The organism is Bradyrhizobium cosmicum (genome assembly GCF_032290525.1).
GTDB lineage: Bacteria > Pseudomonadota > Alphaproteobacteria > Rhizobiales > Xanthobacteraceae > Bradyrhizobium > Bradyrhizobium cosmicum_A.
The window spans coordinates 147,163-172,370 of the sequence record NZ_JASXTA010000014.1 but is presented as its reverse complement, the minus strand read 5'-3'; the positions used below and the strand labels follow the sequence as shown (position 1 = coordinate 172,370).

Genomic DNA, 25,208 nt, shown 5'->3' with positions numbered 1-25,208 from the left:
TGCGCGCCGTGTCCGGAGATAAGTTTTTGCGAGGCCTGCTCAGGACGGCAACTTCTGTCCTGCCTGCTCGCGGACGATGTAATCGGCATACCAGTCCGCCCAGTTCTCGTCGTGTCCGCCGCTGCGTTTCTCGTGCTCACCATGCGCGGCCGCCGCACGGCGCAGCGCCGCCGCCAGCTCGACCTGCGAAGCGAATGTCGTACCGTCGCCCGCGATGCGTCCCGGCAGTCGCGTGGTGACCTCCTGGAACAGCCAGCCATTGCCGTCGGCATCGTTGAACGAGGCAAACGAGCCGTAGCTACCGCGCTTCGGGTCGGCACCGCTGGCGCGAACGCTGCCGAACAGATATGGCTCGTCCAGTCCGGCGTGAACGTCGCCGGCACCATGGAATGGTTCGCTCACCTCGATGCCGCGATTGAGAAGATCCTGTCGTGCAGCCTCCAGATCGGAGACGATCAGATACAGGCCGCGCGCCGAACCGGGCGCTGCGGCCGTGACGTTCCTGCCGAAGATCACCGAACAGGCCGAGCCCGGCGGCGTGAACTGGATCACGCGCCATTCGTCACCCGAGGCGAAATCGGCGTCCAGCCGCCAGCCGAGTCGCGTGTAGAACGCCTTGGCCCGGTCGACATCCGATACCGGGATGACGACGACCTCGAGCTTCAGATCGACGCCGCGCGGTGCCGAAGGCTTGACCGCGGCGTCGCGGTCGATTTCGAGTGTGGTCATGTCGAACTCCCTGAGTTGAGATTGAAACGAGCTTCAAGCGACTTCCGGCATCACGATCGTCACCCGCGTGCCGCCCTGCCCGGCCTCGCCCTGCAACCGCGCGTGGATGCTGCGTGCGAGCCCTTCGAGGATGCGGCTGCCGGTCCCGTGAAGCGGACCGGTCGCGCCGACGCCGTTGTCAGCCACTGTGCAGAGCCAGGCGCCGTCGCGATTGGCCATCTCGATACGGATCAGTGCACCGTTCTTGTTCGCAAAGGCATGCTTTGCCGCATTCGTAACCAGCTCGGTCAGCATCAACGCGAGACGATGACATTGCGATGCCGCCAACGTGCCGCTCTCGATAGCAGCCTCGCAGCGGATGCCGGCCGGTTGCAGCACCGCCTCGCAGAGTGCTTCGCACAGGCTCTCGAAAAACGTCTCGACGGAGACGGCGGACAGATTGTCGCTGTCAGACAGGAGTCGATAGAGCCTGCCGAAGGCGACAATGCGCCGCTCGAACCGGTCTACCGCGCCCGACATGTCCCTGGTGCCCATCCGCGAGAAATCGCGGCGAACTGACGCACCCAAGAGGGTTAGCGTGTTCTTCATGCGATGGTGAGATTCCCGCAGCACGAGTTCCCAGTCACGCGACTGATCGTCAAGGCTGGCGACATGGTGAGATCGAACGAACTGATCGTTCGTCCCTGGGCCGATGGCAGACATGATAGCCTCCCCGTTGAACGCAGGACCTAACTCGAGGCTATAGTGGATGCATCGCGTGGGTTATGCTCGTTAGACCTTGCGAGATTCTGTTATGATCAAAGCATCACCATCAGTGGCGTCAGACCGTCCTCCCAACGGTCAAGCACGCTGACGAGCCGCCCCCGATCGCTTCGTAAGCCGCTCACGTTTAAGCAAAATTTGTGACGGATAATCCCCGTGCAACTGACAGAGCGCCACGCGATTTCGCCACTTTCGGCCAGTTTACTGATGGCCTCGTTCTGCTAGATCAGAGTGCAGACGACGGCCCTTTCACCGGGATCATTGGCGCGTGCCGGACACCAACGACCAGGATTCGGCGATTTCCTTCGGGCCATTCCGACTATTCCCCAAGTCGCGCCTGATCGAGAAGGACGGCGTTCCGCTTCACCTCGGCGGCCGCGCGCTCGACATCCTGATTTTTCTCGCCGGGCGCGCCGGTGAGGTCATCGACAAGCGTGAGCTGATCAAACGCGTCTGGGCCGACGTGACAGTCGACGAAGGCAGCCTGCGCTTCCACATCACGACGCTGCGCAAGGCGTTGGGCGATGCCGGCGAAGGCTCCCGTTATGTCATCAACGTGCCCGGCCGCGGCTATTGCTTCGCGGCCCCGCTGGTCCGGCCTGAATCGCCGGAGAAACGCGCAGGCCCGGCCGTTCCGTCGCCACATGTACTCCCCTCGCCACTTGCCAGAATGATCGGACGAGACGACGCGGTCGCGCGGATTTCCGCCGAGCTTGCGCAGCATCGCTTCGTCACGATTGTCGGTCCCGGCGGGATCGGCAAGACGTCCGTCGCTCTCGCTGTCGCACATGGCGAGCTCCAGGCGTTCGACGGACAGGTCAATTTCGTCGATTTCGGCGCGCTGACGGATGCCAGGCTCGTTCCCGCCACCATCGCCGCCGCGCTCGGGCTGACCGTCAGTTCCGAGGACCCGATGCCGGGCCTGCTGACGTTCCTGCGCAGCCGGCGGTCGCTGTTGGTCTTCGACAGCTGCGAGCACATCATCGACGAGCTCGCGCCCCTGGCCGAGCGCATCGTCCAGGACGCACCCAGGCTGCATATTCTGGCCACCAGCCGCGAGTCCTTTCGCACCGAAGGCGAACGCGTCCACCGGTTGTTTCCGCTGGACTGCCCGCCCCAGCGGGGCGGGCTCGGCATCGCGGATGTCCTTGCCTATCCCGCAAGCCAGCTCTTCGTGGAACGCATTGCCGAGAGCCTGGGCGAATTCGAACTGAGCGAGGAGGATGCGCCGCTCGTCGCCGAGATTTGCCGGCGGCTGGACGGGATTGCACTCGCGATCGAGCTCGCGGCCGGACGCGTGAATGCCTACGGCATTGCCGGGACCGCCTCGCTGCTCGACAGCCGATTTTCGCTGCGGTGGCGGGGGCGACGCACCGCGATTCCGCGGCACCAAACCCTGAGCGCCGCACTCGCCTGGAGCTACGATTTGCTGCCGGCAGCCGAAAGCGCAACGCTGCGCGGCTTATCGGTGTTCGTCGGGCCGTTCACGCTGGAGGCCGCGCTCGCCGTTGCATCCAGCCAGGGCATCGGCGAGCCCGAAGCGGTCGAGGCGGTCTCGAACCTGCTCTCCAAGTCGCTGATCGCGACCTCGCCCGCGGAGCGGCGGCTGCGCTATCGCCTGCTCGACACGACCCGCGCCTTCGTCGGCGACAAGCTGGCCGAGAACGGAGAAGCCAATCGCGTCGCACGGGCCCATGCGGAATATTTCCGCGACTTCCTGCGCGACATCGCGATCACGTCCACGGGCATGCAGAGCGCGGGCGGTTTCCTTCCCTATGCCGACCATTTGCCCAACGTCCGGGCCGCGCTGTCCTGGAGCTTTTCGGATCATGGCGACCGGGCCATCGGCGTGGAGCTGGCGGCCTCGGCCGCCCAGTTCTTCATCGAGCTGACCTTGCTGACGGAGTGTTTTCGCTGGACGCAGCAGGCGCTGGCCGCTTCCGATGCGAGCACATTGGACGGCCGTCAGGAGATGACGCTGCAGGCGGCGCTCGGCGTCTCCGTGATGTTCACCCAAGGAAATACCGAGGCGGTCCGGTCGGCCTTCATGCGCAGTCTTCAGCTAGCGCGGGAGCTCGAGGATCTGCACTGGCAGCTCTGGCTGCTGCGCGGATTGCACATCTACCTGACCAGGGTGGGAGACTTTCACGGCGCGCTCGGCACCGGCGAGCAGGGCGAGAGTGTTGCGCGCAGGTTGAACGATCCTGCCGCCACGCTGAACGTGGAGTGGATGCTCGGCGTCGCGCATCATTTGATCGGCAACCAGGACAAGGCCGTACAGTTCTGCGAGAGCGCGATGGTGCACAATCCCGGCTCGCAGCGGCTGAACATCGGTCATCTCGGCTATGACGACCGCATCGTCGCCCTGGTGGCGCTGGCGCGCGGGCTGTGGCTCACGGGCCGGCCCAATCGTGCGATCGAGGCGGCGCGATACACGGTACGCGAGGCCGAGCTGCTCGAACAGCCGCTCACGCTCGGCATCTCGCTGATCTGGACGATCTACGTATTCCTCTGGGTCGGCGACTGGGCCAACGCCGAAATCCTGATCGAGCGGCTGATCGACCATTCGGCACGGCACTTCCTCGGCCCCTATCATGCGGTCGGCATCGGCCAGAAGGGCGAGCTGCTGCTTCGCCGCGGCGACATCGCGGGCGGGATCGAGCTTCTTCGCCGCAGCCAGGCCACGCTGTACGCAACGCGGCACCGGATCATGACGACGGTGTTTGCGACGGCGTTGGCGGAGGGCCTCGCCTCACAGAACCAGCCCGACGAAGCCTTGCGCACGATCGATGGAGCCATCGCGGAGATCCCCGATCACGGCGAATCCTTCGACATGCCGGAAATGCTCCGGGTCAAGGCGGATATCCTCGCCCGGTCGGGCAAGGCCGCGGAAGCCGAAAACTGCTTCCGGACGTCGCTCGATCTGTCGCGCCGGCAATGCGCGCTCGGTTGGGAGCTGCGCGTGGCGATCGGCCTCGGCCACCTCTGGCACCAGACCGGAAAGGCCGGCGAAGCACGCGCCCTGCTCGCCCCGCTCGTCGCGCGCTACCAGGAAGGCCTCCAGACCCGCGATCTGATCGCCGCCAGGGAGCTCCTTGGCGCGCTGAATTGACAATATCTTCAACGGGATACTGCCAAGGTGCCTGCTCGCAAGTCCTAACAACTTCTAACACGCCAAGCCGCATCCGCCCCGCCATGGTGGGGACACTTCATGGTGGATATGGCGGGACATGGCGCTTCTTGACGATGTAATCGATGCCAGCGGCGGAATGGCTCGCTGGAACAGCTTGAACCGGTTCACGCTCCACCTTTCCATCAGCGGCTCACTGTTCTCCGGCGCCGGACACGCCACTGAATTCAAGGATGTGACCGCGGAGGGGTCGACCCGGACCCAGTCGGTCCGCTTCACCGGTATTACCGGCGGCGAATACTCCGGCTCGTTTCAGCCCGACGCGATCACGATCGAAAGCCTCGAAGGTGAGGTCCTGCGCACCTGGAATAATCCGAGCCTTGCATTCCCCGAGACCGGCTCCCCCGCGCTCGCGGACGAACTGCACCTCGTCTTCTTCTGCGGCGTCGCGATCTGGAATTATCTGACCAACCCCTTCCTGCTCGCCCATCCCGACGTCGTCACGGAGGAGCTCACCCCGTGGCGCGAAACCGCGGACACCTGGCGGCGGCTGCGGGCGCAATTTCCTCCGCACCTGATCACGCTCGCACCCGAGCAGATATTCTATTTCGACGAGAACGCGCTGCAACGGCGCACGGACCACGATCTCTTCGGAACGAAGGTCGCGCATTACTCCTGGGCCCATGACAGCTTCGGCGGCATCGTCGTGCCGACGCTGCGACGTGCGCAGACGCTGCGCCCTGACGGAACCGTGATCGCAAAACCCGTGCTGATGGACGTCGAGATCTTCGACGCCGTGTTCGAGTAGCGCCTGCGGGGCATGCGAGAGCGACGCCACCGATCACTGCTCTCAACGCCTAACAAGACATAACGAGCAAACATGCGGCCTCGAGTGCAAATTGGGGTCACGAGCAACGATCAATCGTCGTGCTCGAACGAAAGCGAGGCCGGCGTATCTTCCGCGAGGGAGTGCGTCATTGCAGCGAAAGCACTCAAGGAGATCGTCATGAAAATACTTATGGTTCTCACCTCCCACGACCAACTCGGCAACACCGGACGCAAGACGGGCTTCTGGCTCGAAGAGCTTGCCGCGCCCTACTACGTGTTCAAGGATTCGGGCGCCGAGATCACGCTGGCTTCGCCCAAGGGCGGTCGTCCGCCGCTCGACCCCAAAAGCAACGAGCCGGAATTCCGCACCGACCTGACCTTGCGCTTCGAGGCGGACGCGGCTGCGGGCGCGCAGCTCGACCAGACGGTTCGCCTCGACAACGTCAGGCAGGAGGATTTCGACACGGTGTTCTATCCCGGCGGTCACGGCCCGATGTGGGACCTCGCCGAAGACCCCAATTCGATCAAGCTGATCGAGGCGTTCTTTGCCGCCGGCAAGCATGTTGCGATCGTCTGCCATTCCACGGCAGCGCTGCGCCACGTCAAGACGCCGGACGGCAAGCCGATGGTGGAGGGCAAGGAGGTCACCGGCTTCACCAACGGTGAGGAGGAGGCAGTCGGCCTCACCAAGGTGGTGCCGTTCCTGGTCGAGGACGAGATGCTGCGGCTCGGCGCCGTCTTCTCGAAGAAGGCCAATTGGACTCCTCACGTCGTCAGCGACGGCCTCCTCATCACCGGCCAGAACCCGCACTCGTCGAGCCCGGCCGCAGAGGCGCTGCTCGCCGCCATCAAGGGCAAGCCGCTGGCAAGGGCTTCGTAAACTTCGAATGCGGCCACATCCCGAGAGGCGCCTGACGGCGCCTCCCGGCGCCGCGATATCCCTCGGAGACCACGACCATGAATTCACTGACCCTCGCCCTCTCGGCGGCCCTCGCCTGCGCGACCGTGCAGGCTTCGGCGCAGGACCTGCGGTCGAGCCGCCGCTCGATCAGCTATCACAGCGTCGATATCCAGGGCCTCAGCATCTTCTATCGCGAGGCCGGGCCCGCCGATGCACCGACCGTGCTGCTGCTGCACGGCTTTCCCTCTTCGTCGCGGATGTGGGAACCGTTGCTGCCGCTGCTCGCCGACAAATACCACCTGATCGCGCCGGACTATCCGGGCTTCGGCAACAGCAGCGCGCCGCCGCTGTCCGACTTCACCTATACGTTCGACAATATCGCCGGCGTGATGAGCGAACTCGCGAACAAACTTGGTCTCACCAGCTACGTCCTGTTCATGCAGGACTATGGCGGCCCGGTCGGCTTCCGCATGGCGCTGGCGCATCCCGAGCGCGTGCGTGCCGTCGTCGTCCAGAACGCGGTCTCGCATGAGCAAGGCTTGAGCCCGCTCTGGGAGGCACGCCGGAAATACTGGGCTGATCCGGCACACGAGCTGGAAGCGCTCAAGGCCAATTTCACCTCGCTGGAGGCGACACGCCAGCGCCACCTCGGCTCCAGCCCGCACGCCGAACGCTACGATCCCGACACCTGGACCGACGAGTACGCGTTTCTGACGCGACCCGGCCAGGCGGAGATCCAGACCACGCTGTTCCTCGACTATCGAACCAACGTCGCCTCGTATCCGAAGTGGCAGGATTGGCTGCGCACAACGCGGCCGCCGACGCTGGTGGTCTGGGGCAAGTACGATCCGTCCTTCGCCGTCGCCGGTGCGTCGGCCTATCGCGACGATGTGCCGGATGCGGAGATACACATCCTCGAAGCCGGGCATTTCGCGCTGGATGAGGCGACTGACGAGATCGCTACTCTCGTCCGCGGCTTCCTTGCGCGTCTTGATCGGCGCAAGAGTTGAACCGCGGCACACACGAGGTGGCGAAGGCCTTTTGCCCACCCAACGCCCGCCATGGCGGACGCTTGGGCGCTGAGACCGCCAACGGCGCTTCACAAGGCTTAACGAGCGGCCGTCTGCGTTCGGGACTATCTCCATTGGCGCAACAGCATCCATGCGAGAGGTGAAGGCCGGATGATCCCGCTGCTGGCAAATGCGATCGAGGCCCATGGCGGGCTCGGCCGATGGAACGCCCACAAGCGCCTCACCGTCACCATCGTGACGGGGGGCGATCTCTGGGTATTGAAGGGCGTCGATCAGGACCAGGCGCCGCGCACGTTGCGGATCGACCTGCATCGTGAGCGGGCATCCGTGGAGCCCTTCGGCAAGTCCGGTCAGCGCACCGACTTCAGCCCGGAGCGCATCGCCATCGTGGCTGCCGACGGCCGTATCGTCGCCGAGCGCAACAATCCGCGCGGCTCGTTCGCGCGGCACGATATGCGTACGCATTGGGACCCGCTGCATCGCGCCTATTTCAGCGGCTATGCGCTCTGGACCTACATGACCGCGCCGTTCCTGCTGGCGGCAGACGGGTTCGAGGTCCGGGAGATCGCACCCTGGCACGAGGGCACAGAGGTCTGGCGCGGGTTACGGGCGACGTTCCCTGCCGTGATCGCGAGCCATAGCACCGAGCAGGACTTCTATTTTGGTCCCGACATGCTCATCCGCCGGCATGACTACCGGGTCGAGATTGCCGGAAATTTTCCCGCAGCCCATTACATGTCAGATCCGGTCAGTGTTGACGGCTTCAGGCTCCCGACCCGCCGCCGCATCTATCTGCGTGGCGACGATCTGTTGCCGCTGCGGGATGAGCTGATGGTATCGATTGATCTCGCCGATTTCCGGTTTGACTGACCTCGTCAGCCGGATCGCTGGTCCAGCATGAGCCGCGCCGACTTCAGGTCCGCCGTTGCGAATCCTTCGGTGAAGCGCGCATAGGTCGCGGCGAGATCGTCGAGCGGTTTTTTTGTCCCCCGCTCACGCCGAAGCGCCGCAAGCGACATCGCGGTCCGCAATCGCCAGGACAATGCGCCCTGTTGCTCGGCCAGCGCGAGCGACGCGACAAAGCTCGCTTCGGCGGCATCGAGGTCACCGGCGCGCGCCTCGAGCTCGCCCCGCCGGCGAAGCAGTTCCGGCATGTCGAAACCACCGCCGCCCTGCTCGACGCGAGCGATCGTCTCGTGCAGGATCTGCAGCCCTTCCGCATATCGGCCCAGGGCCGCCAATCCTTGCGACATATCCGCGGCGAACGCCGAAGCGTAGAGCTCGTAGCGATCTGCATGCAGGCGCGGCAGCACGCTCCGCAACAGATCGATGCCGTCGGCCTCCTCGCCGCGGGCGATCATGATCTGCGCGCGAAGGCCGCTCGCTACGGCCTCATAGGGGGCGAGCCCATGCATGCTCGCATGGGCTGCCAGGCGCCCGGTCATCGTCTCGACAGAGGTCCAGTCTCCGACCCAGCCGAACACCGAGGACGACCAGCACAGCGCAATGCAATGCATCACTACGTCGCGCGGCGCCGCGGCGCCGACCAGCGGGCGGACGCAATCGAGCGCACGGTCGGGAAAGCCGCGCAGCCACAATACGCGCGAGAGGGGAATCTGGGGCGTGCGCGAATAGGCAAAATGCCCGGGCTCGGTCCTGCGTAGCGCGCCGTCGTCCCGCATGCCGTCGTCCAGATGGGCCTGCGCCGCGACCTGGTCTCCGGCGAGATGATAGGACACGCCGAAAAGCGCCTTGCTGCCTGCGATACCCGCGGTATCGCCGATCTGGCGGGCGACGCGCTCGGCCTGGAGTGCGGTTGGCACGAGATGCTTGTAGTCGCCGGTCCGGCGGTAGAACATGTTCAGCCGCGAGAGCAGCCTGAACGCGTTGGCGTGATCGTCAAGCGCTTCCGCAATGCTCAGCCCGCGCCGAAGTGCGGCCTCGGCCTGCTCGCTGTTCCGCTCCGTAAACATGAAGGCGTGCCCGAGCGCCGACTGGAGTTCGAGCTCCCATCTACCGCCCCGGTTGGATTCGTCGAGCATCGCGAGCGCGCGGCCCGACCAGATGCGCGCCTCGTTCAGCAGATTGAGCTCGACGAACAGCCGAGCAGCGCTGCCAGCGAGCGGCATGCGCAAGGCGGCACCGTCGTCGTTGGCAAAACTCCATTCCAACGCCGCACGGGCGTCGGCGAGCAGGCTCGCGCGCTCCTGTAGGCGGGAAGTCTGGTCGCCGCCCTGTTCCGCCATGCCAGCTTCGAGCGTGCGCTGAACATATACGGTGTGACGACGCGCGATCGGGTCCGCTTCTCCTGCGTCGACCAGCTTTTGCATGGCATAGGCGCGCGTGGCATCCAGCAGGCGATAGCGCCGCGATGCGCCGTCGGGCTGTGCAGACACCAGCGACTTGGCAACGAGCTGCTCCAGCGCATCGATGACAGGATCACCCGGTGCGCCCTCCTCCACCGCGACCGACATCGCGGCCTTCAGCGTGAAGGGGCCTGCGAAGATGGCGAGCCGCTGAAACACGGTCCGCTCGCTGTCGCCGATCAGGCCAAAGCTCCAGTCGAGTGTCGCGCCGAGCGTCTGCTGCCGCGGCGGCGCGGTTCGCCGTCCTCGCCATTCGAGCTTGAGCCGGGAGTCGAGCAGCGCCGCCATCTGGCGCAATCCGTAGACGCCGACGCGCACGGCGGCGAGCTCGATCGCGAGCGCAATGCCGTCGAGCTTGCCGCAGATCCCGGCGAGGACCTCGGCGTCCTCATCGGTGATGTCGCCGCGATGGCCTGCGGCCGCGGCCCGATCCATGAACAGCTGCGCCGCCGGATAATCCAGCACTTCGCCGGCACTGAGGCGGGCGCCTTGCGGCGGGCCGGGGAGCGGAACGAGCTCGAAGATCTGCTCGCCTTCCACCAGCAGGGACTCGCGGCTGGTGGCGAGAATGGCAACGCCCGGCGCCTCACGATAGATGCCTTCTGCCAGACGGGCGACCTCGTCGATCACGTGCTCGCAGCTGTCGAGAATGAGAAGCAGCCGCCGTCCGCGCAGGAAATTGATGATGCTGCCCGAGGGATCATCATGATGCACAACAAGGCCCAGACCGGCGGCAACCGTGCTCGCGACCAGCGCGGCGTCCTTCAACGCGCCGAATTCGAGGAAATGTACCTGGCCCTCGAATGTCTGCCACATGTCATGCGCGACCGCGGTTGCAACCGTAGTCTTGCCGATGCCACCGGGTCCTCGCAGCGTGACGAAGCGGTCGTTCAGCAGGCGCTCCGACAGCTCGGGCAGCACGTCGTCGCGACCGATCATCCGGTCCAGCCGATGTGGCAAGGCCGCCCTCGGTGTCGCGGGTTCGGATGCCTGCGGCCCGAGTGCCGGCGCAGCGTTGCGCTCACCACGCTGCACGGGCGCGACGAAGCAATAGCCCCGGCCCGGGACGTTGGTGATGTAGCGGGCTCCGTCCTTGCCGTCACCGAGCACCTTGCGCAGCTCGGCGACATGGACCCGCAGGCTGATCTCCTCGACCGCAAGGCCTGCCCATGCATAACGCAGAATCTCGTTCTTCGGCACCACTTCGCCGGCACGGCTGAGGAGCAGGCGCAGAATATCCATCGCGCGGCTGCCGAGCTTGACCGGCGCTCCGTTCCTCTCGAGCAACCGGGATCTCAGAGAAAACGGTCCGAACGAAACCGAATCGAAATCGAGACCCGCTCCGGCGCCATTGCTGGGAGAGCTGTGTCCTGCCCGCAGCTCGATCACTTCTGCCTCATCTCGACGGCCACTTCAGACGCGCGGCGACTATAGAGGCCATCGGTGCACGGTCCAGCAAGAGCACTGCGCCGGCTTCAGGGACGCAGCGATCGGCCCGCGACGTCCTAACACCGCACCGATCCGCGCAAATAATTGAAAAGCTGGATAAAATCAAACGTCCTGCGGCCAGCTGTCACAGCCCATGCATGCGCACAAAATCTAACATCTCCTAATCACCCCTAACGGGCTTCTTGCTCGGCTCCCGCCTATCCTCTGACCATGGAAAGCACTGAGAGTTGGCCGAGCGTCGCTAACGGCGGCGAGGCCAGGAGGGGATGCGACATGTGGACTGACCTGCAGGCGATGAATGCCCGAATCGATTTTCCCGCCAGCCGGGGCGAGGGCGAGATTGCGCACGAGACGCAGGCGATCGCCCGGGAAAGCGAGTGGCGCACTATCGGCCGAGGCCCAGACGCGAACATCACGATTTCGCGATGGGAGGACTCCGGGGACATCTCGTCGCATCAGGCGACGACACCGGGGGACCACTACTTCGTCGCCATCGCCCTGAAGACGACGCGCGCGAAGCTGACCCGCGACCAGAAGATCATTTTCGACGGCACGATGCCAGCAGGCACCCTGTATGTCAGCGCGCCGTCGAAGCCTCTCGGCGCGCAATTTCACGCTCCTTGCGCCTTCCTTCACTTCTACATCTCGACCGATCATTTTCCGGCGGAGTTGCTGTCGACCGAAGGCCTCAATGATCTCGTCATGCTGCGCGATCCGCTCGCCGCCGAGCTCGCCAGGGCCCTGACCGAGCATGGCGATGCCGCAGCCCCGCAGTTCGCGCGTTGCATCGGCCAGACCCTCGCGATGCACCTGACCCGGCTCGAACCACCGCGCGCGAAGGTCAACGCCTTGCCGAAATGGCGGCTGCGGCGCGTCGAGCAATATGTCGCCGATCATTTCGATCGCTCCATCAGCCTGTCCGAGCTCGCCAATGTCGCAGGCCTTTCAAGGATGCATTTCGCGGCACAGTTCCGCGCCGCGACCGGCTATCGTCCACGCGAATATCTGCTCAATCACCGCGTTGAGCATGCGAAGACGCTGCTCACGACGACCGAGCGGCCGCTGGCGGAGATCGCGCTTGCTGTCGGCTTCAGTACTCAGTCGCATTTTTCGACCGTGTTCAAGCGTATCAGCGGCCAGTCTCCGGCACGCTGGCGCCTGGCCGGCAAGGCTGCGCGGCCTGAGCTCGAAGCGCGTCCGCGGCGGCGGGCCGCTGCGGACAAGGACTGGATCGCGAGCGTGGCCGCGTAGCCCGTCGGCGTGCAATGCCTTTGCGCAAGGGCCCTGCCCTCTTGCGCCGGCTCGAGCCCTCTCCTCCCGGGTGTACGAGCCCCTCGGGCCGTCCTGCGCCCACACAGGGCGGCCCCTTTTTTTGCACCGCTTCGCTCCCAATGACGGAGCAAGAGGCGAGCGATCCCCTACACCGGATCGAACGCACGGATCGGCGGCAGATTGCCGGTGAACTTCTCCACCTCGATCGTCGTCAGCTGCCCTGTGCAGCCTTGCGCGAAGGACGAGGTGCCGACGTCGCGGGTGAGCACGTTCGGATTGCCGTGAACGCAGAGCGGCGTTTCTTCTTCGGCGTCGACGGGATCGTACCACGCTCCGGTCGGAAGCTGCACCACGCCGGGCGCGATGCCGTCGGTGACGTGGACTGCGGCAAGGCATGCGCCGCGCTCGTTGAACAGGCGGATGATGTCGCCGTCCTTGATGCCGCGAGCATCCGCATCGCGCGCGTTCATGCGTGCGACCTCGCGGCCGCGATGTTTTGCCCCCTGCGAATGGCCACCGAAATCGAGCTGGCTGTGCAGGCGCGTCACCGGCTGGTTGGCGACGAGGAAGCACGGCGCACCCGCCTTCGGTACGTCGGTCTTGTCGAGCCAGACCGGGTGGCCCGGACAATCCGCATCGCCATGGCCGGCGATCTTGGCCGAGTAGATCTCGATGCGGCCGCTCGGCGTCGGCAGCGCGTGATTGACCGGGTCGTCGCGGAAGCGGCGCAGCCGGCCGCCGTCGTCGGGCCGTTGCGGCACAATCAGGCTGCCGCGCTGCCAGAATTTTTCGAAGCTCGGGGCCTCCAAGCCGCGCGCCGCGAGCGAGGCGCGGGTCGGCTCGTAGAGATGCTCCAGCCACTGGCGCGACGTGCGGCCCTCGGTGAAGGGCTCGCGGGCGCCGAGACGTTCGGCCAGATCGGCAAAGATCTCGTAGTCGTCGCGCGCAAGACCGAACGGTTCGGCGATCCGGTGCATGGCGACCATCAAGGGATCGTTGCTGGAATAGCCGATGTCCTCGCGCTCGAGCGTCATCGTCGCGGGCAGCACGATGTCGGCGTGCCGCGCGGTGGCGGTCCAGCCGAGATCATGCACGACCAGCGTATCGACTTTCGCGAAAGCCTTGCGGAGGCGGTTGATGTCCTGGTGGTGATGGAACGGATTGCCGCCGGCCCAGTAGACGAGACGGATGTCCGGATAGGTGCGCGTCTCGCCATTGTAGCGATAGGTGGCGCCGGGCTTGAGCAGCATGTCGGCGATGCGCGCCACCGGGATGAAGTCACGGATGCCGTTGCGGCCCTGCCCCAGCGTCGGCCCCGGCACGTCGTTGACGCGGCGGCCGTAATAGCCGATCGCACCCAGCGAATAGGCGTAGCCGCCGCCGGCTAGGCCGATCTGGCCGAGCGCGGCCGCGAGCACCATGCCCATCCACACCGGCTGCTCGCCATGCTCGGCGCGCTGGAGCGAATGCGAGACGGTGATGAGCGCACGCTTTCCGGCGAGACGACGGGCCAGATTACGGATGGTATCCGCATCGACGCCCGAGATCGCGGCCGCCCATTCGGCGTGCTTGGCTTGCCCGTCGCTCTCACCCATGAGGTAGCGCAGGAACACCGGCCAGCCTTCGGTGTAGCGATCGAGGAAGGGCTGGTCGTGCAGGCCGTCACTCACCAGCGTGTGGACGATGCCGAGCATCAGCGCGGTATCGGTGCCGGGCAGGCAGGTGATCCATTCGGCGCCGGCCTCGACCGGAAGATCGTCGCGCAGCGGGCTGACCAGAATGAACTCGCAGCCGCGACGGCGCGCGGTCTCCATCGCGCCGCGCTCGACATGCTTGCTGATAGAGCCGCCGGCCACCATCGAGTTCTTCAGCGCCATGCCGCCGAACGCAAGCACGATGTCGGTCTCGGTCGCGATCTGCTCCCAGGTGACGTTGTGCTTGGTGATGTCCTCATAGCCCGCGAGGATCTGCGGCAGCAGCACCGAGGACGCGCCCGAGGAATAGGAATTGACGGATCGTACATAGCCGCCCATCGCGATGTTCAGGAAGCGATGCACCTGGCTTTGCGCGTGATGGAAGCGGCCCGCGCTCGACCAGCCATAGGAGCCGCCGAACACGGCGCCAGGCCCGCTTGTGTCGCGGATGCGGCCGAGCTCGTCGCCGAGCAGGTCGAGCGCCTTCTCCCAGCTGACGGAGACGAATTCGTCGCGGCCGCGGCGATCGTCCGGACCGGGGCCGCGCTCGAGCCAGCCGCGGCGGATCGCCGGCTGGGCGATGCGCGCCTGATGCCGCAGCGCGCCGGGGAAATTGTCGATGATACCGTTCGGATCGGGATCGCCCGCATAGGCCCTGACCTCGAGTCCGGCTTGGCTTTGACGGGCGGAAAACACGCCCCAATGCGAGGTGTGGGGCCTGAATCCGTCGGACAGGTCGAGGCCGGGGTCGGGGAAGCCAATCGTGTCGTCCATCGTCTGATCTGATCCTTGTTCCGATACGCGGTGGCAGTATACCGATCCGCATTCCGATGTCATCGAGATCAGGACTGACGCAAACGCCGGTCTCCCGTGCACCGTGGGGCGTGGCGAGCCCGGCGCTACCGAATGACGGGGACGAGACTCACGCCTGGGTGCGATGCTCGCGGAATGCGCTCGCCAATGCACCGAGGGCAGCGCGCGAGCGCCGATCCGTCAAGGACGAATGAAGCACCACCTCGGACGGCGGGAGCTTTGGAAGCCCGAAGGTCTGCCCGACATCGATGGTCCCGGCGGGCGCGATGCGATACGACAACGGCGCGACGGCGAGGCCCGCCACGACCGCGGCATGGACGGCCGAGGAGCCGCCTCCCAGGAACACCTCTGTCCATTTTATGCCGGCGGCGTCCAGCGCCTGCGTGGCGATGTTGCGGACGCCGCAGGTCGGAGCCAATGCGGCGAGGCGCAAGGGCTCTCCCGACCTGTGCTCGAATCCTTGCGCGGCGAACCAGCCGAAGCGCTCGTGCGCCAGCGTCTCGCCATCGCGACGATCGTCCTCGCGCTGGACGATGGCCGCATCGAGCCGCCCCTGGTCGAACAGATCGAGGAGGTTGCGCGAACTGTCGAGCTGGACCTCGATGGTCAAATTCGGATCGTGCGCGTGAAGCCGTGACAGCAGGGCCGGGACTTCCGGGCCTGCGACATGCGCCGCAATACCGAGCCCGAAGTGGCGCGGAGGCGCATTGAGTCCGGCGATCGCGCGTTCGTGAGCCGCGATGAAGTCCCGCGCGCCTTGCAGGAACGCCGTCCCCTGCGCAGACAGCCGCACCGATCGCGGCGTACGTTCGAGCAATCGATGCCCGACGCGGTCCTCGAGCCGCTTCAGCCTGACGCTGATCGCGCCTTGCGTGGTCCCCAAGGCCTTGGCGGCGCGCGTGAAGCTGTGGAGGTCCGCCACCGTCACAAACGCCCTGACGGCATCGACATCGAGCGAGAGCATTTCATCATCCGCCTTTGTTGTCTCTGAAATCTATATTGATCCGATTTTGTTGTGGTCAAGGGCCTCCTATGTTCGCGCAGCCCGACGCAAGCGGCGCAGCGGAAACCAACGTTGCTCGATCGACCGACGTCCCGCGTTTGCGTATTGGCAATCGGCATCGAACCCGGAGGTCACGGCTGTGACGGTCCCGACATCACGACGAAATGCGGTCGCCCTGGCCGCAGTGTGCCTCGCGTCTCTCATGTTCGGCCTGGAGATCTCCAGCGTGCCGACGATCCTGCCGACGCTGGAGACGGTGCTGCACGCAAACTTCCAGCAGCTTCAGTGGATCATGAACGCCTACACCATCGCAGTCACGACGGTGCTGATGGCGACGGGCGCGCTGGCGGATCGCTACGGCAGGAAGCGCGTGTTCATCGTCAGCATCGTCGTGTTCGGCCTTGCCTCCCTGATCTGCGGCCTTGCACAACACACCCTCGTCCTCATCGTGAGCCGCTTCCTTCAGGGCATGAGCGGCGGTGCAATGCTGATCTGCCAGGTCGCGGTTCTCTCCCATCAATTCCACGAGGGGCTTGAGCGCGCACGCGCCTTCGCCGCCTGGGGAATCATCTTCGGAATCGGTCTCGGCTTCGGCCCCATCATCGGCGCGGCGATCGTCGCGGTTTCCGGCTGGCAATGGGTCTTCCTGATCCACGCATTGATCGCCATCGCCACGACCACACTCGCGGTGACCGGCGTGCGAGAATCGCGCGATCCCGATGCAAAGCACCTCGACATCGCCGGCATCGCGACGCTCTCGACGTCGGTGTTCTGCGTCGCCTTCTATATCACGCAAGGGGCCGATTTCGGCTTCACTGGCCCGACCGGCCTTGCGATCGTCGCGACGGCCGTTCTGAGCCTTGTCGCGTTCGTGATCGCGGAGACGCGGAGCGCCCGTCCGATGTTCGACTTTTCGGTGCTCCGGATCCGCGCCTTTTCGGGCGCGCTGCTGGGATCGGCGGGCATGAACTTCAGCTTCTGGCCCTTCATGATCTACCTGCCGATCTTCTTCCGCAGCGCGCTCGGTTACGACAATGTCGCGGCGGGCCTGGCGCTGCTCGCCTACACGCTGCCGACACTCGTCGTTCCGCCGCTCGGCGAACGGCTGTTGCTGAGGTTCGGCGGCGGTATCGCGATTCCCGTTGGCCTGTTCGTGATCGGCCTCGGCTTCATGCTGATGTGGGCCGGCAGCGGCGCCGCCCACGTCACCTGGCTGACGCTGGCGCCGGGATGCCTGCTCGCCGGCATCGGCCTTGGCCTCACCAACACGCCGGTGACCAACGTCACCACCGCATCGGTGCCGAGCGCGCGCGCCGGCATGGCCTCCGGGATCGATATGAGCGCCCGCATGATTTCGCTGGCAATCAACATCGCCTTGATGGGCTTCATCCTGATCGCCGGCATTTCCGCCTGGCTGCGCAGCGCACTTCCCGGCACGCTCGATGCCGGCCGCCTGCAAGAGCTCGCCCAACGGATCGCAGCCGGCGCCGCCCGCGCGTCGGATTTCCCCGAGCTCGGCCCGCTGCCAGAGACCGCTCTGCAAGATGCGCTGGTCCATGGCTTCAGGCTGGTGATGCTTTACGGCGGGATTTCCGCCTGGATTCTGGCGCTGGCGAGCCTTGTGATCGCCGGCGAACGCCATGTGTGGCAGCGCCAGTCTCGAAGCGGGAATGAACCGTGCTGCGTCCCCCGCTCCTCGTCGTAATCGCAATGCGGCCCAGCCGCTGAACAGGGACCCGACTATCGAGACGAGCGAAGTGCGAGCCCTCGCATTGGTAGTGGGAATGTGCGATAGACCCACCCTCCTCACGGCAATATCGGTCTCATCATGATCAAGCGCGTCTCGCCCTATGAAGGTTTGCTCCACGAAGTGGTCGAGCATAATGGCGTGCTTTACATCGGCGGAATCGTCCCAGAGGACACGAACCTCGACATGTCGGGCCAGGCAAACGACGTCCTCGGACAGCTCGCACAGCTGCTGAAGACCCGCGGATCCGATTTGGCCAACGTCCTGCAGGTGACCATCTACATGACGAACCTGAACGAGAAGGCAGAGTTCAATGCGGCCTGGAAGGCGCGCTTTGCAGAAGCTCATCTGCCGGCGCGCGCCGCAGTCGGCGTGGCCGATCTCGGTCCGGGCGTCAAGCTCGAGATGACCGCCATCGCTGTTCGGCCGACCCAGGCTTGAGGGCCGCAGCGCTCGTCGGGATCGCGCGAGGCCATGCGTACGACATCGTCACTCACGCCCATCGCATCCTGCCAACCCGGATGTGAACCCATTCGGGCGCCATCGGCCCGTCATGGCCGGTAGCTGCGCATTCCGCGCCGTATTCGCCCTTGGAACCCGATGTGCGGGCGACGGTTGAGCCGACTGACGATGAGGAGACTCAAAATGGCAAGTTCCGTTGATCGCGATCCCCGCCATCATACGCAGAAGATGCAGAAGGCCCTCGAGGAACTTCGCACTCACCTGCGGGAAGACATCCGGAAGGTCGACGAGCCTCAGCTAAAGGCAATGTTCGAAACCGCCGCGGAGGTTCTGGGCGGCCTCGAAACGGCATTCAGGGACTACGAAAAGAAAAATGAAAGCGCTTGGCGATGATCGGTGGTCTTCGCACTGATTGGCCAGGCCGGCCTTGTTGAGAGGTTATCGCCTGCGGCAGGCCTTGCCTGCATGTGAAGGAATTTCTCCCGATGTCTTACGGACGCGAGCTCCGTTGCGCTGGAACGGATCAGGGCGCCGTTCATTGCACGCATCGGAAGCACGGAGCGCCGTCGTGGGAAAGCTGTTTGTCGCCATCATGCTGGTCGGCCTCGCCGTTCTAATCGGCGCCGCTGCGTACATCATCGCGCTGTAGGTTGTTTCTGCGGTGCCTGACCGGTCGCGGCTGCCGCAGAAAGCGAAGGCCCTCTATGGCAAGCTGACGCTCGGTACCCTCGCAGGCAGCGAGATGACGCTCAAGCCTGCTCCGCGCCGACCGCGCCTCCTCGTCGGTCAAGTTGGCCATCATGGCAAAGGTCCGCATGACATGGTCGACAACGTTCACGCTCGTTCTCCCTTTTCGGCAGAACGCAGGAGCAAATCGAGCGTTCCCTCGATCGCAACCCGATACAGGCACCCGCCTGTCCAATCCCTGAGAGCTCCGGCCGCTGCTAAGCTACGGGAACTTCAACCCAGCGCTGCGCTTCTGTCTTCAACTTCTCGTTCGGAGCTCTTCAAATGAATGCTCTCACCTGGCATGGCAACGCCGATATTCGCTGCGAGACGCTATCGGATCCGGAAATCAAGCTGGCGATGAAGCCGTCTGGCGCATGACACCCGGCAAATCGCGCTGGCTGGCGGCAGCCCAGCTCGGCCTTGTCAGCAGCACCTTCTCAACCCTGCTCAGCCAAGTGACCGCGGCCCAGCTTGGCCGCGACCCGCTGGTCGACTGGATGACGGTCGCAGCGATACCTGCCCGCGATGCGGTGCTGTCCAGCACTCCTGCTGCGAGCGCGGTCGCCATCGGCATCGCCTTTCACCAATGGGCGGACTTTTCGTGGGCGCTGGTGTTCTTTGGCCTGCTGGGCCGATGGACCGAGAAGCTACACCCCGCCGCCATCGCTGGCCTCGCCGTGCCCTGGGCGATCTTGACCTCGGGGGCGGAATGGTTGCTGCTCGTCCCGCTGTTTCCGTTCTGGCAGCCGATCTTCACCTTGCAGCAGCCCTATTGGATCGGCTTTCTGGTGCATCTCTCGTCAGCCCTGATGTATCCCCTGTTTGCGTGGCTGCGCTGGCCGGCCGGCCAAGCGCCGTCGACGAGCGCCGTGCGCTTCGCGCAGCGCTGGACCGTGGGGGCCGGCTGCGTCTTGGCCGTATCGGCGACGATCGGCCTTGTCGACGCGCTCGCCCTCCCCTTGCCTCTCATGAGCGGTGATCCAGACGGGGACCAGCGATACATTCGCCACATGACGACGCATCATCAGCAGGGCATTGAACTCGCGCAGCTCGCCGTCGCGAGGGCGCAAGCGCCGCATCTGCGCGCGCTGGCGGCCCTGATGATCGCATCGCAGTCGGGAGAGAAGCGCATTTTCGAACGTTGGTGGGACGGCTGGTTCAGCGAGCCAATGCCGGTCTGTACAGCCGAGGAACGCGGGACGATGCCGGGATATCTGACGCAGGCGCAAATGGCAGAAGCGAGCGAAGCAACGGATCACGAGTTTGACGCGGTCTTTGTCCGCCTGATGAGCCTGCATCATGCCGGCGCAGTCCAGATGGCGGACGCCGAATGGCATTCGGCCGGCGACCTGAGGCTGCGCCTCATGGCTCACGCCATACGTCATGCACAGCAGGGCGAGATTGCCTTGATGAACAACGTCGAGGGCATCGAGGCGGTGCGCAGGGCAACCCGCAACATGCTTGCGAACAATCTTTAGGTCTCAACAAAACGCGAAAACAACCCCATGCACAGTAAGCAAGTCATTGAAATTATGTGTGTTTTCCCACGTCGAATTTTGTCGTCATGGACCTGGCCGGCGATCTGCGAACCTCACGCCTCTTCGGCAAGGCCGCCACACGCGCCGCCGACACCAGCACCAGAGTCGCAGCGCCGATCAACACCATGAGCTTGCTGACCTCGGCCGCCGGCGGAAGTCCTTTGCGCGCCAGCCAGCCACCACTGGCGGACGTCCCCTGAGGGCCGGGCTCCACCATCGTCCCCTCGGTCTTTTCTGCCCGATGCGCCCGCGACAACAGCCAGCCAAACGCGAAACCCAGAAGACGCTCGGTTGGTCGGGGAGCGAGTGCAAACGCGAATTGACCCGCCCGGGCCGGCCAACCGACTGCGATCTCGCTTCGAGGTTGACGGACCAGGCTCAGGAAAGTCTCGGCAACGTCCTCGGGTTGATAGAGCAGCGGACCGGGATCGAGTCTGCGCCCCGACATGTTCGCGCCGTGGACGAAGCCGGGCGTGTCCACCATCGCTGGGAACACGCCACAGACGTGGATGTTGCGGTGTGCCGCGAGCTCCTGCCGCAAGCTTGACGTAAAGCCGCGCAGGCCGAACTTGCTGGCCGTATAGGCCGCGGCAAACGGCGTCGGCGTCCAGCCGCCGATGGAGATATTGTTGATCAGAATTCCTCGCTCTTGGCGCAGGAAAATCGGCAGAACAGCATGCGCTCCGTTCATGGCGCCGAACAGATTCACCTCCACGGTTCTGCGATGCAACGCGATATCGGCGTCCTGATAGGCGCCGAAGACGCCGGTGCCGGCGTTGTTGATCCAGACGTCGATCCCGCCAAAGGACTGATCCGCTGTGTCAGCAAGGCGCTTGACGGCTTCCGCATCGGTCACGTCGGTCGGCACCGCAAGCGCACGACCGCCAACGGATTCGCATTCGGATGCGAGGCGTTCGAGCACGTCTGCACGTCGGGCGGCGAGGACCACACTTGCACCCTTCTCGGCAAAGGCCAGCGCCGCCGCGCGACCGATGCCGCTGGAGGCGCCGGTGATGACGACGCGTGTGCCCGCGATGTCCCTTGGCCCGGCTACACGTCCTGGACTGCTCTGGGGAAGCAGCCAACGCAAGGAGTGGCGCAGACGCTCCGCTCCCCGGCCGTCAAACCAGTCGCCGTGCGCGAAAATCACCTTCTCCGGCGCGAAGCTCACCATTCTCCGCGCCGCCGCTTGTACAGAACAGCCGCCAAGGCGCAGCAGAAGACGCAGGTAGACCGGTGCCATTCCGTCCGGTCTGGTGATCCCCAGCAGACCGGCGACAGGTTTCGCCGCGCCTGGAAATATTCCTGGATCAATGTTCTGCACAATGTCCGTCAGGATCAGCGTTCGACTGCGCTTGTCGAACAGCTCGACCTCGCAGAAGAAGGGAGCGCTCACGAGGACAGTCTCGATGTCGTTCGCCCATTCATCAGGAGTTCCATCGCCGAGATCGCGGTCGATGCGGACGCCGGACCGACGAACCTGATTGCGGCTCGCCAGGCCCGGCACGGCGAACGTGACCGCGTCGGGCACGGCGGCTTGCCAGCCGCGCAAAAACATCCAGTGCGCGACATTGGGCGCGAGCAGGTACTTGATCGGTCCCAGGCGCTCCAAATGCGCGCGCAGGGCCGGTGAATATTTCACAGGGGAATGTAGCAGCAGATCGCCAGTCGAGAGTCTGACGACCGTCATGCGCAGGGGCATCGGAAGACCCGCCGCCTGAATCGGTGCAGCATCAAATATCCAAACATCGTTCGAAACCTGTGTCAGGCCGTCATGCTGGACGTTCTCGCGCATATGCTGCTCCGCACCGAACGGGCTATCGAGCCCAACCAGCAATCGCGTCTATGGTTCTTAGCACCGCGTGTTTCTTTGCTGTTGCTGCCCCTGAGGGTCCGCCGGTGCGGCGCTTTTCTAACTTGAGTTAGAGAACGCAGAGGCGACGCAGATTGCGCGCTGACGTCACGACGATCGCGGAATTTCTCGGCACATCGATCCTATAGGAACGCTTCCAGCTGCACTCGATTGGACGAGCATTACTAGCCATGAAGGAGCAACGAGATGCGTAAGACAATCCTGACGATATTCGTCACGGCGCTGCTGGCCGGCGCTTCAGTCGGTGGTGCGTTCGCACAGGGCGCGGGCGGTGCGGGCGGCGGCGCTGGTGGAGCAGGTGGCGGCGCTGGTGCTGGTGGCGGCGCGGGTGCAGGCGGTGGCGCTGGTGCAGGCGGTGGCGGCGCTGGTGACGGTGGCGGCGCCGGCTCGGGCAGTGGCGGAGCAGGCGCATCAGGCGGCGGTGGCATCACGCATGTGGAACGCGGCGGACAAGGCGCCTCCAGTCCTCGCGGCATGCGCAACGAAACGACTCCGCCATCCAGTGGCGTCGTTCCCCCGCGCTAGCCGATTTAGGGATCGCGTATCCAAAATCCGTTCGCCTGGATGATGCGCGGCTGAGGGCGGCCTCGGCGGATTCCTCCCCGCCGTCGAGGTCGCCTCTTCTGCAGGTCGATCCCTGCCCAACATTCAGCAGAACAACCGAGCACCTCAACCCCACGTTTATTGCGCCATTGCAAAGAACGACTGGCGCTATTGCGAAAGATTGAACTGCCCACGACGCATGCGGTGACGTGGGACCGTTTGCGAGCTCGCTTTCATTTGCGGAGGGCTTCGCGGTCTAGCATCCCTTGCAGATGCTCTTGATCTTCTGGTCGACGTGGGAGCCCTGCGAGCTCTCGGACCGAATTGCCGCATCGCCATCCATCGACGGGCCCGGGGTCACCGTCCCGTCGATACGACCGCTGCTCGTGCCTCCCGCAGGATTTCCTGGCAAGCCGACCGTGGTCGACCCGCGCGGGCCGGTACCCGTGGACTGAGCCGTTCCGGCGCTGTTGGTCCCCGGGGGCGTTGTGACCGATGACGTACGAGAAGGGTCAGCCGGGTTTGCCTGGTTTGGTGTCGTTGCAGCCGTGGGATTCGAGGCATTTCCCGTCGTGGAAGACTGACCCGCACCGGCGCCCGCGCCGGTCCCTCCGCTTGCACTGGCAGCCCCTCCTGCGGACCCGCCCGAACCGCCACCACCACCGCCGCCACCCTGGGCCAAAGCGGCTGGGATGGAGGCGCTTGCGAGCAACGCGATCAGGATGCTGCACGAAATTGTCTGCCGCATAGGCTATCTCCGTTGATTTTGCGGCGACAATCACCGGCGGAATTGAACGTTCCTGAGCTCTCCCGAGACTCATGTTTCTCAGTCCAGGATAAGGAAGTTGGAACTCAACGGGAACCGAAAAACCGGTACTTCGTTTTAAACCTAAAAGGGCATCTAAAAGGGCACCTGGGCATGTTGCACCGCCTCACCCTACAGGGCCGAACGACCGGAGAGCTTCGTCAGCTGGCATCCGAACGGCGCGCGATGGCTGGATCCAAGGAGGGGCACCTCAAAACGCTGCTGCTGAACGAGGCGAGCCTGCTTGAGTTCTATGCCGAATTGCGGACCTGGATGGAGTGCCCCCCGGCGCCCTTCGGCCAAAGAGGCGCTCAGATGGCGCCCCCTCCTGCACAACCGGTCGCGACCAATCTGTCTCCCTTGCTGACGGCCTTCGCACACCGAATGGCTCTGTCCGTGGCGGATCAGCAGGCGCTGGTTTCGATTGCGCAGGCGCGAAACTTCGCCAAGGGCGAACTGATCGTCGAAGAGGGATCTGAATCCGCCCCCTTGCTCATGCTGTACAGCGGCGTGGCTCGCGCCACCCGCACCTTGGAAGACGGCAGCCAGCAGATCGTCTCCATTTTCCTGCCCGGCGACCCGCTCAATCCCGGAGATTTCGTGCTGGGCCGCTGCGGCAATTCCATCAGCACCTTCTCGCCCGCACTGGTCTTGTCGATTCAGGGCGCCGAATTGTATCAACTGCTGGAACAGCGGCCGACGATCATGCGGGCGCTATGGCGCGAAACAGCATGGAAAGCGGCCATTCAGAGGGAGTGGCTGATCTGGCTCGGCCGCAAGCCGGCCGAGGCCCGCTTGGCTCATCTGCTGTGTGAAATCGCCTGTCGTTCACTGGCCGGCAGGAGCGGCTCCGACGATTTCGAATTCCCGTTAACCCAGCGTGAGCTTGGCGATATTCTGGGGTTGTCGACCGTTCACGTGAACAGGGTGTTGCAGCAGCTCCGCAACAGGAAGCTGGTCGACCTGAGCCGGGGTCGGCTCACCATCTTCGACAGAGAAGGGCTGTACGAGGCCGCCGAATTCGATTCGGAATATCTCGACCCGGCGGGGGCGCTGGATTCCAGCGACAATGCCGACAGCTAGTCCGGGATATCTCTCTCCTTACTTCAGGCGCTCGAGGTTTGCCCGGATCGCGCCAAATGTGGTGTTCATCTTTTTCAGCTCTTCGCCGATTTCAGCCTTGAGGCGCTTGCCGCGGGTCAATTGCTGCTGGTAGGAGCTGACGATCCCGATCCATTGATCCTGTCTCGCACGCGACCGCGACGGCTTCGGGCGAAGCACATCCGAGAACGGCACTTGCATCAAGGGCCGGCGTCGGGCGTCCAGGATTTCGACCGAATCGAGGTGGGGATCGCTGCGGATGCGAAGTTTTTCGAAAGAGATCTCCAGGGCGGACTGGCACGCATCGAGATATGCCTCCTCGAGCGAGGGGAATTCCGTCCCGACGTCATCGACCACAATCCTGCCGTCCGACCTGAAGTCGAAATAGAAACGCGGCATCGCGACGTCCTTTCCTGAAAGGCATCAATTCGC

General features: G+C 64.6%; 20 protein-coding genes. 12 read left to right on the top strand and 8 right to left on the bottom strand.

The features are described 5' to 3' along the window. Positions 1–39: 39 nt before the first annotated feature. Positions 40–729, bottom strand: a complete 690-nt coding sequence (locus QSV46_RS24615; RefSeq protein WP_314957729.1) for a VOC family protein — start codon at positions 727–729, stop codon at positions 40–42. 33 nt (positions 730–762) lie between these two features. Next, complete coding sequence (locus QSV46_RS24610; RefSeq protein WP_314957727.1) at positions 763–1,431, bottom strand: sensor histidine kinase; 669 nt, start codon at positions 1,429–1,431, stop codon at positions 763–765. A gap of 328 nt (positions 1,432–1,759) precedes the next feature. Between QSV46_RS24610 and QSV46_RS24605 the strand changes: the two genes are divergently transcribed. From QSV46_RS24605 to QSV46_RS24585, 5 genes are all read left to right on the top strand, one after another. Further along, positions 1,760–4,603 (top strand): ATP-binding protein, encoded by a 2,844-nt coding sequence (locus QSV46_RS24605; RefSeq protein WP_314957725.1) that lies wholly within the window; start codon positions 1,760–1,762, stop codon positions 4,601–4,603. Positions 4,604–4,721: 118 nt separating this feature from the next. Further along, a complete protein-coding gene (locus QSV46_RS24600; RefSeq protein ID WP_314957723.1) occupies positions 4,722–5,429 on the top strand; it encodes a hypothetical protein in 708 nt (235 codons plus the stop codon). 198 nt (positions 5,430–5,627) lie between these two features. After that, entirely contained in the window at positions 5,628–6,329 is a 702-nt protein-coding gene (locus QSV46_RS24595; protein ID WP_314957721.1) for a type 1 glutamine amidotransferase domain-containing protein, read from the top strand. Positions 6,330–6,406: 77 nt separating this feature from the next. Continuing rightward, entirely contained in the window at positions 6,407–7,360 is a 954-nt protein-coding gene (locus QSV46_RS24590) for an alpha/beta hydrolase (protein ID WP_314957719.1), read from the top strand. Positions 7,361–7,531: 171 nt separating this feature from the next. Further along, a complete protein-coding gene (locus QSV46_RS24585) occupies positions 7,532–8,251 on the top strand; it encodes a hypothetical protein (protein WP_314957717.1) in 720 nt (239 codons plus the stop codon). Between the two features lie 5 nt (positions 8,252–8,256). Here QSV46_RS24585 and QSV46_RS24580 read toward each other — a convergent pair whose 3' ends face one another. Beyond that, on the bottom strand, positions 8,257–11,136 hold the full coding sequence (locus QSV46_RS24580) for an ATP-binding protein (RefSeq protein WP_409997207.1): 2,880 nt from the start codon (positions 11,134–11,136) through the stop codon (positions 8,257–8,259). Between the two features lie 333 nt (positions 11,137–11,469). On the opposite strand from QSV46_RS24580, the gene QSV46_RS24575 reads away from it, so the two are divergent. After that, complete coding sequence (locus tag QSV46_RS24575) at positions 11,470–12,447, top strand: AraC family transcriptional regulator (RefSeq protein WP_314957715.1); 978 nt, start codon at positions 11,470–11,472, stop codon at positions 12,445–12,447. A gap of 167 nt (positions 12,448–12,614) precedes the next feature. Here QSV46_RS24575 and QSV46_RS24570 read toward each other — a convergent pair whose 3' ends face one another. Both QSV46_RS24570 and QSV46_RS24565 read right to left on the bottom strand, forming a co-directional pair. Continuing rightward, on the bottom strand, positions 12,615–14,936 hold the full coding sequence (locus tag QSV46_RS24570) for a molybdopterin guanine dinucleotide-containing S/N-oxide reductase (RefSeq protein ID WP_314957713.1): 2,322 nt from the start codon (positions 14,934–14,936) through the stop codon (positions 12,615–12,617). A gap of 148 nt (positions 14,937–15,084) precedes the next feature. After that, the gene (locus QSV46_RS24565) at positions 15,085–15,939 is read right to left on the bottom strand and encodes a LysR family transcriptional regulator (protein WP_314957711.1); all 855 of its coding nucleotides are present in this window, start codon (positions 15,937–15,939) and stop codon (positions 15,085–15,087) included. Positions 15,940–16,117: 178 nt separating this feature from the next. Here QSV46_RS24565 and QSV46_RS24560 point away from each other — a divergent pair, with 178 nt between their 5' ends. The 3 genes from QSV46_RS24560 (at position 16,118) to QSV46_RS24550 (ending at position 18,580) form a co-directional block, all read left to right on the top strand. Beyond that, on the top strand, positions 16,118–17,683 hold the full coding sequence (locus QSV46_RS24560; protein WP_314957709.1) for an MFS transporter: 1,566 nt from the start codon (positions 16,118–16,120) through the stop codon (positions 17,681–17,683). A gap of 123 nt (positions 17,684–17,806) precedes the next feature. After that, positions 17,807–18,166: a RidA family protein gene (locus QSV46_RS24555; protein ID WP_314957707.1), complete on the top strand. Its 360-nt coding sequence runs from the start codon at positions 17,807–17,809 to the stop codon at positions 18,164–18,166. Positions 18,167–18,370: 204 nt separating this feature from the next. Continuing rightward, a complete protein-coding gene (locus tag QSV46_RS24550) occupies positions 18,371–18,580 on the top strand; it encodes a hypothetical protein (RefSeq protein WP_314957705.1) in 210 nt (69 codons plus the stop codon). 220 nt (positions 18,581–18,800) lie between these two features. On the opposite strand, the gene QSV46_RS24545 is transcribed toward QSV46_RS24550, so the two are convergent. Then, entirely contained in the window at positions 18,801–19,025 is a 225-nt protein-coding gene (locus QSV46_RS24545) for a hypothetical protein (RefSeq protein WP_314957704.1), read from the bottom strand. A 265-nt stretch (positions 19,026–19,290) separates the two neighbouring features. On the opposite strand from QSV46_RS24545, the gene QSV46_RS24535 reads away from it, so the two are divergent. After that, complete coding sequence (locus QSV46_RS24535) at positions 19,291–20,394, top strand: DUF305 domain-containing protein (protein ID WP_314957700.1); 1,104 nt, start codon at positions 19,291–19,293, stop codon at positions 20,392–20,394. Between the two features lie 52 nt (positions 20,395–20,446). Here the strand turns inward: QSV46_RS24535 and QSV46_RS24530 are convergent, their stop codons facing one another. Then, entirely contained in the window at positions 20,447–22,249 is a 1,803-nt protein-coding gene (locus QSV46_RS24530; RefSeq protein WP_314957699.1) for an SDR family oxidoreductase, read from the bottom strand. Between the two features lie 264 nt (positions 22,250–22,513). Here QSV46_RS24530 and QSV46_RS24525 point away from each other — a divergent pair, with 264 nt between their 5' ends. Together QSV46_RS24525 and QSV46_RS24520 are read left to right on the top strand one after the other, a co-directional pair. Beyond that, positions 22,514–22,852, top strand: a complete 339-nt coding sequence (locus QSV46_RS24525; RefSeq protein WP_314957698.1) for a hypothetical protein — start codon at positions 22,514–22,516, stop codon at positions 22,850–22,852. A gap of 937 nt (positions 22,853–23,789) precedes the next feature. Next, positions 23,790–24,758 carry a Crp/Fnr family transcriptional regulator gene (locus tag QSV46_RS24520; RefSeq protein WP_314957696.1) on the top strand — a complete coding sequence of 323 codons (969 nt, stop codon included), beginning with the start codon at positions 23,790–23,792 and terminating at the stop codon, positions 24,756–24,758. Between the two features lie 18 nt (positions 24,759–24,776). Here QSV46_RS24520 and QSV46_RS24515 read toward each other — a convergent pair whose 3' ends face one another. Then, positions 24,777–25,175 carry a DUF6894 family protein gene (locus QSV46_RS24515; RefSeq protein ID WP_314957694.1) on the bottom strand — a complete coding sequence of 133 codons (399 nt, stop codon included), beginning with the start codon at positions 25,173–25,175 and terminating at the stop codon, positions 24,777–24,779. Positions 25,176–25,208: the final 33 nt, after the last annotated feature.

What these genes read in the sequence shown, in the direction of transcription:
- QSV46_RS24575 (WP_314957715.1), top strand. Translation starts at nt 11,470, where the DNA reads ATGTGGACTGACCTGCAGGCGATGAATGCCCGAATCGATTTTCCCGCC.
- QSV46_RS24525 (WP_314957698.1), top strand. Translation starts at nt 22,514, where the DNA reads ATGCGTAAGACAATCCTGACGATATTCGTCACGGCGCTGCTGGCCGGC.
- QSV46_RS24520 (WP_314957696.1), top strand. Translation starts at nt 23,790, where the DNA reads ATGTTGCACCGCCTCACCCTACAGGGCCGAACGACCGGAGAGCTTCGT.
- QSV46_RS24585 (WP_314957717.1), top strand. Translation starts at nt 7,532, where the DNA reads ATGATCCCGCTGCTGGCAAATGCGATCGAGGCCCATGGCGGGCTCGGC.
- QSV46_RS24615 (WP_314957729.1), bottom strand. Translation starts at nt 729, where the DNA reads ATGACCACACTCGAAATCGACCGCGACGCCGCGGTCAAGCCTTCGGCA.
- QSV46_RS24550 (WP_314957705.1), top strand. Translation starts at nt 18,371, where the DNA reads ATGGCAAGTTCCGTTGATCGCGATCCCCGCCATCATACGCAGAAGATG.
- QSV46_RS24530 (WP_314957699.1), bottom strand. Translation starts at nt 22,249, where the DNA reads ATGCGCGAGAACGTCCAGCATGACGGCCTGACACAGGTTTCGAACGAT.
- QSV46_RS24600 (WP_314957723.1), top strand. Translation starts at nt 4,722, where the DNA reads ATGGCGCTTCTTGACGATGTAATCGATGCCAGCGGCGGAATGGCTCGC.
- QSV46_RS24570 (WP_314957713.1), bottom strand. Translation starts at nt 14,936, where the DNA reads ATGGACGACACGATTGGCTTCCCCGACCCCGGCCTCGACCTGTCCGAC.
- QSV46_RS24590 (WP_314957719.1), top strand. Translation starts at nt 6,407, where the DNA reads ATGAATTCACTGACCCTCGCCCTCTCGGCGGCCCTCGCCTGCGCGACC.
- QSV46_RS24535 (WP_314957700.1), top strand. Translation starts at nt 19,291, where the DNA reads ATGACACCCGGCAAATCGCGCTGGCTGGCGGCAGCCCAGCTCGGCCTT.
- QSV46_RS24555 (WP_314957707.1), top strand. Translation starts at nt 17,807, where the DNA reads ATGATCAAGCGCGTCTCGCCCTATGAAGGTTTGCTCCACGAAGTGGTC.
- QSV46_RS24595 (WP_314957721.1), top strand. Translation starts at nt 5,628, where the DNA reads ATGAAAATACTTATGGTTCTCACCTCCCACGACCAACTCGGCAACACC.
- QSV46_RS24610 (WP_314957727.1), bottom strand. Translation starts at nt 1,431, where the DNA reads ATGTCTGCCATCGGCCCAGGGACGAACGATCAGTTCGTTCGATCTCAC.
- QSV46_RS24565 (WP_314957711.1), bottom strand. Translation starts at nt 15,939, where the DNA reads ATGCTCTCGCTCGATGTCGATGCCGTCAGGGCGTTTGTGACGGTGGCG.
- QSV46_RS24515 (WP_314957694.1), bottom strand. Translation starts at nt 25,175, where the DNA reads ATGCCGCGTTTCTATTTCGACTTCAGGTCGGACGGCAGGATTGTGGTC.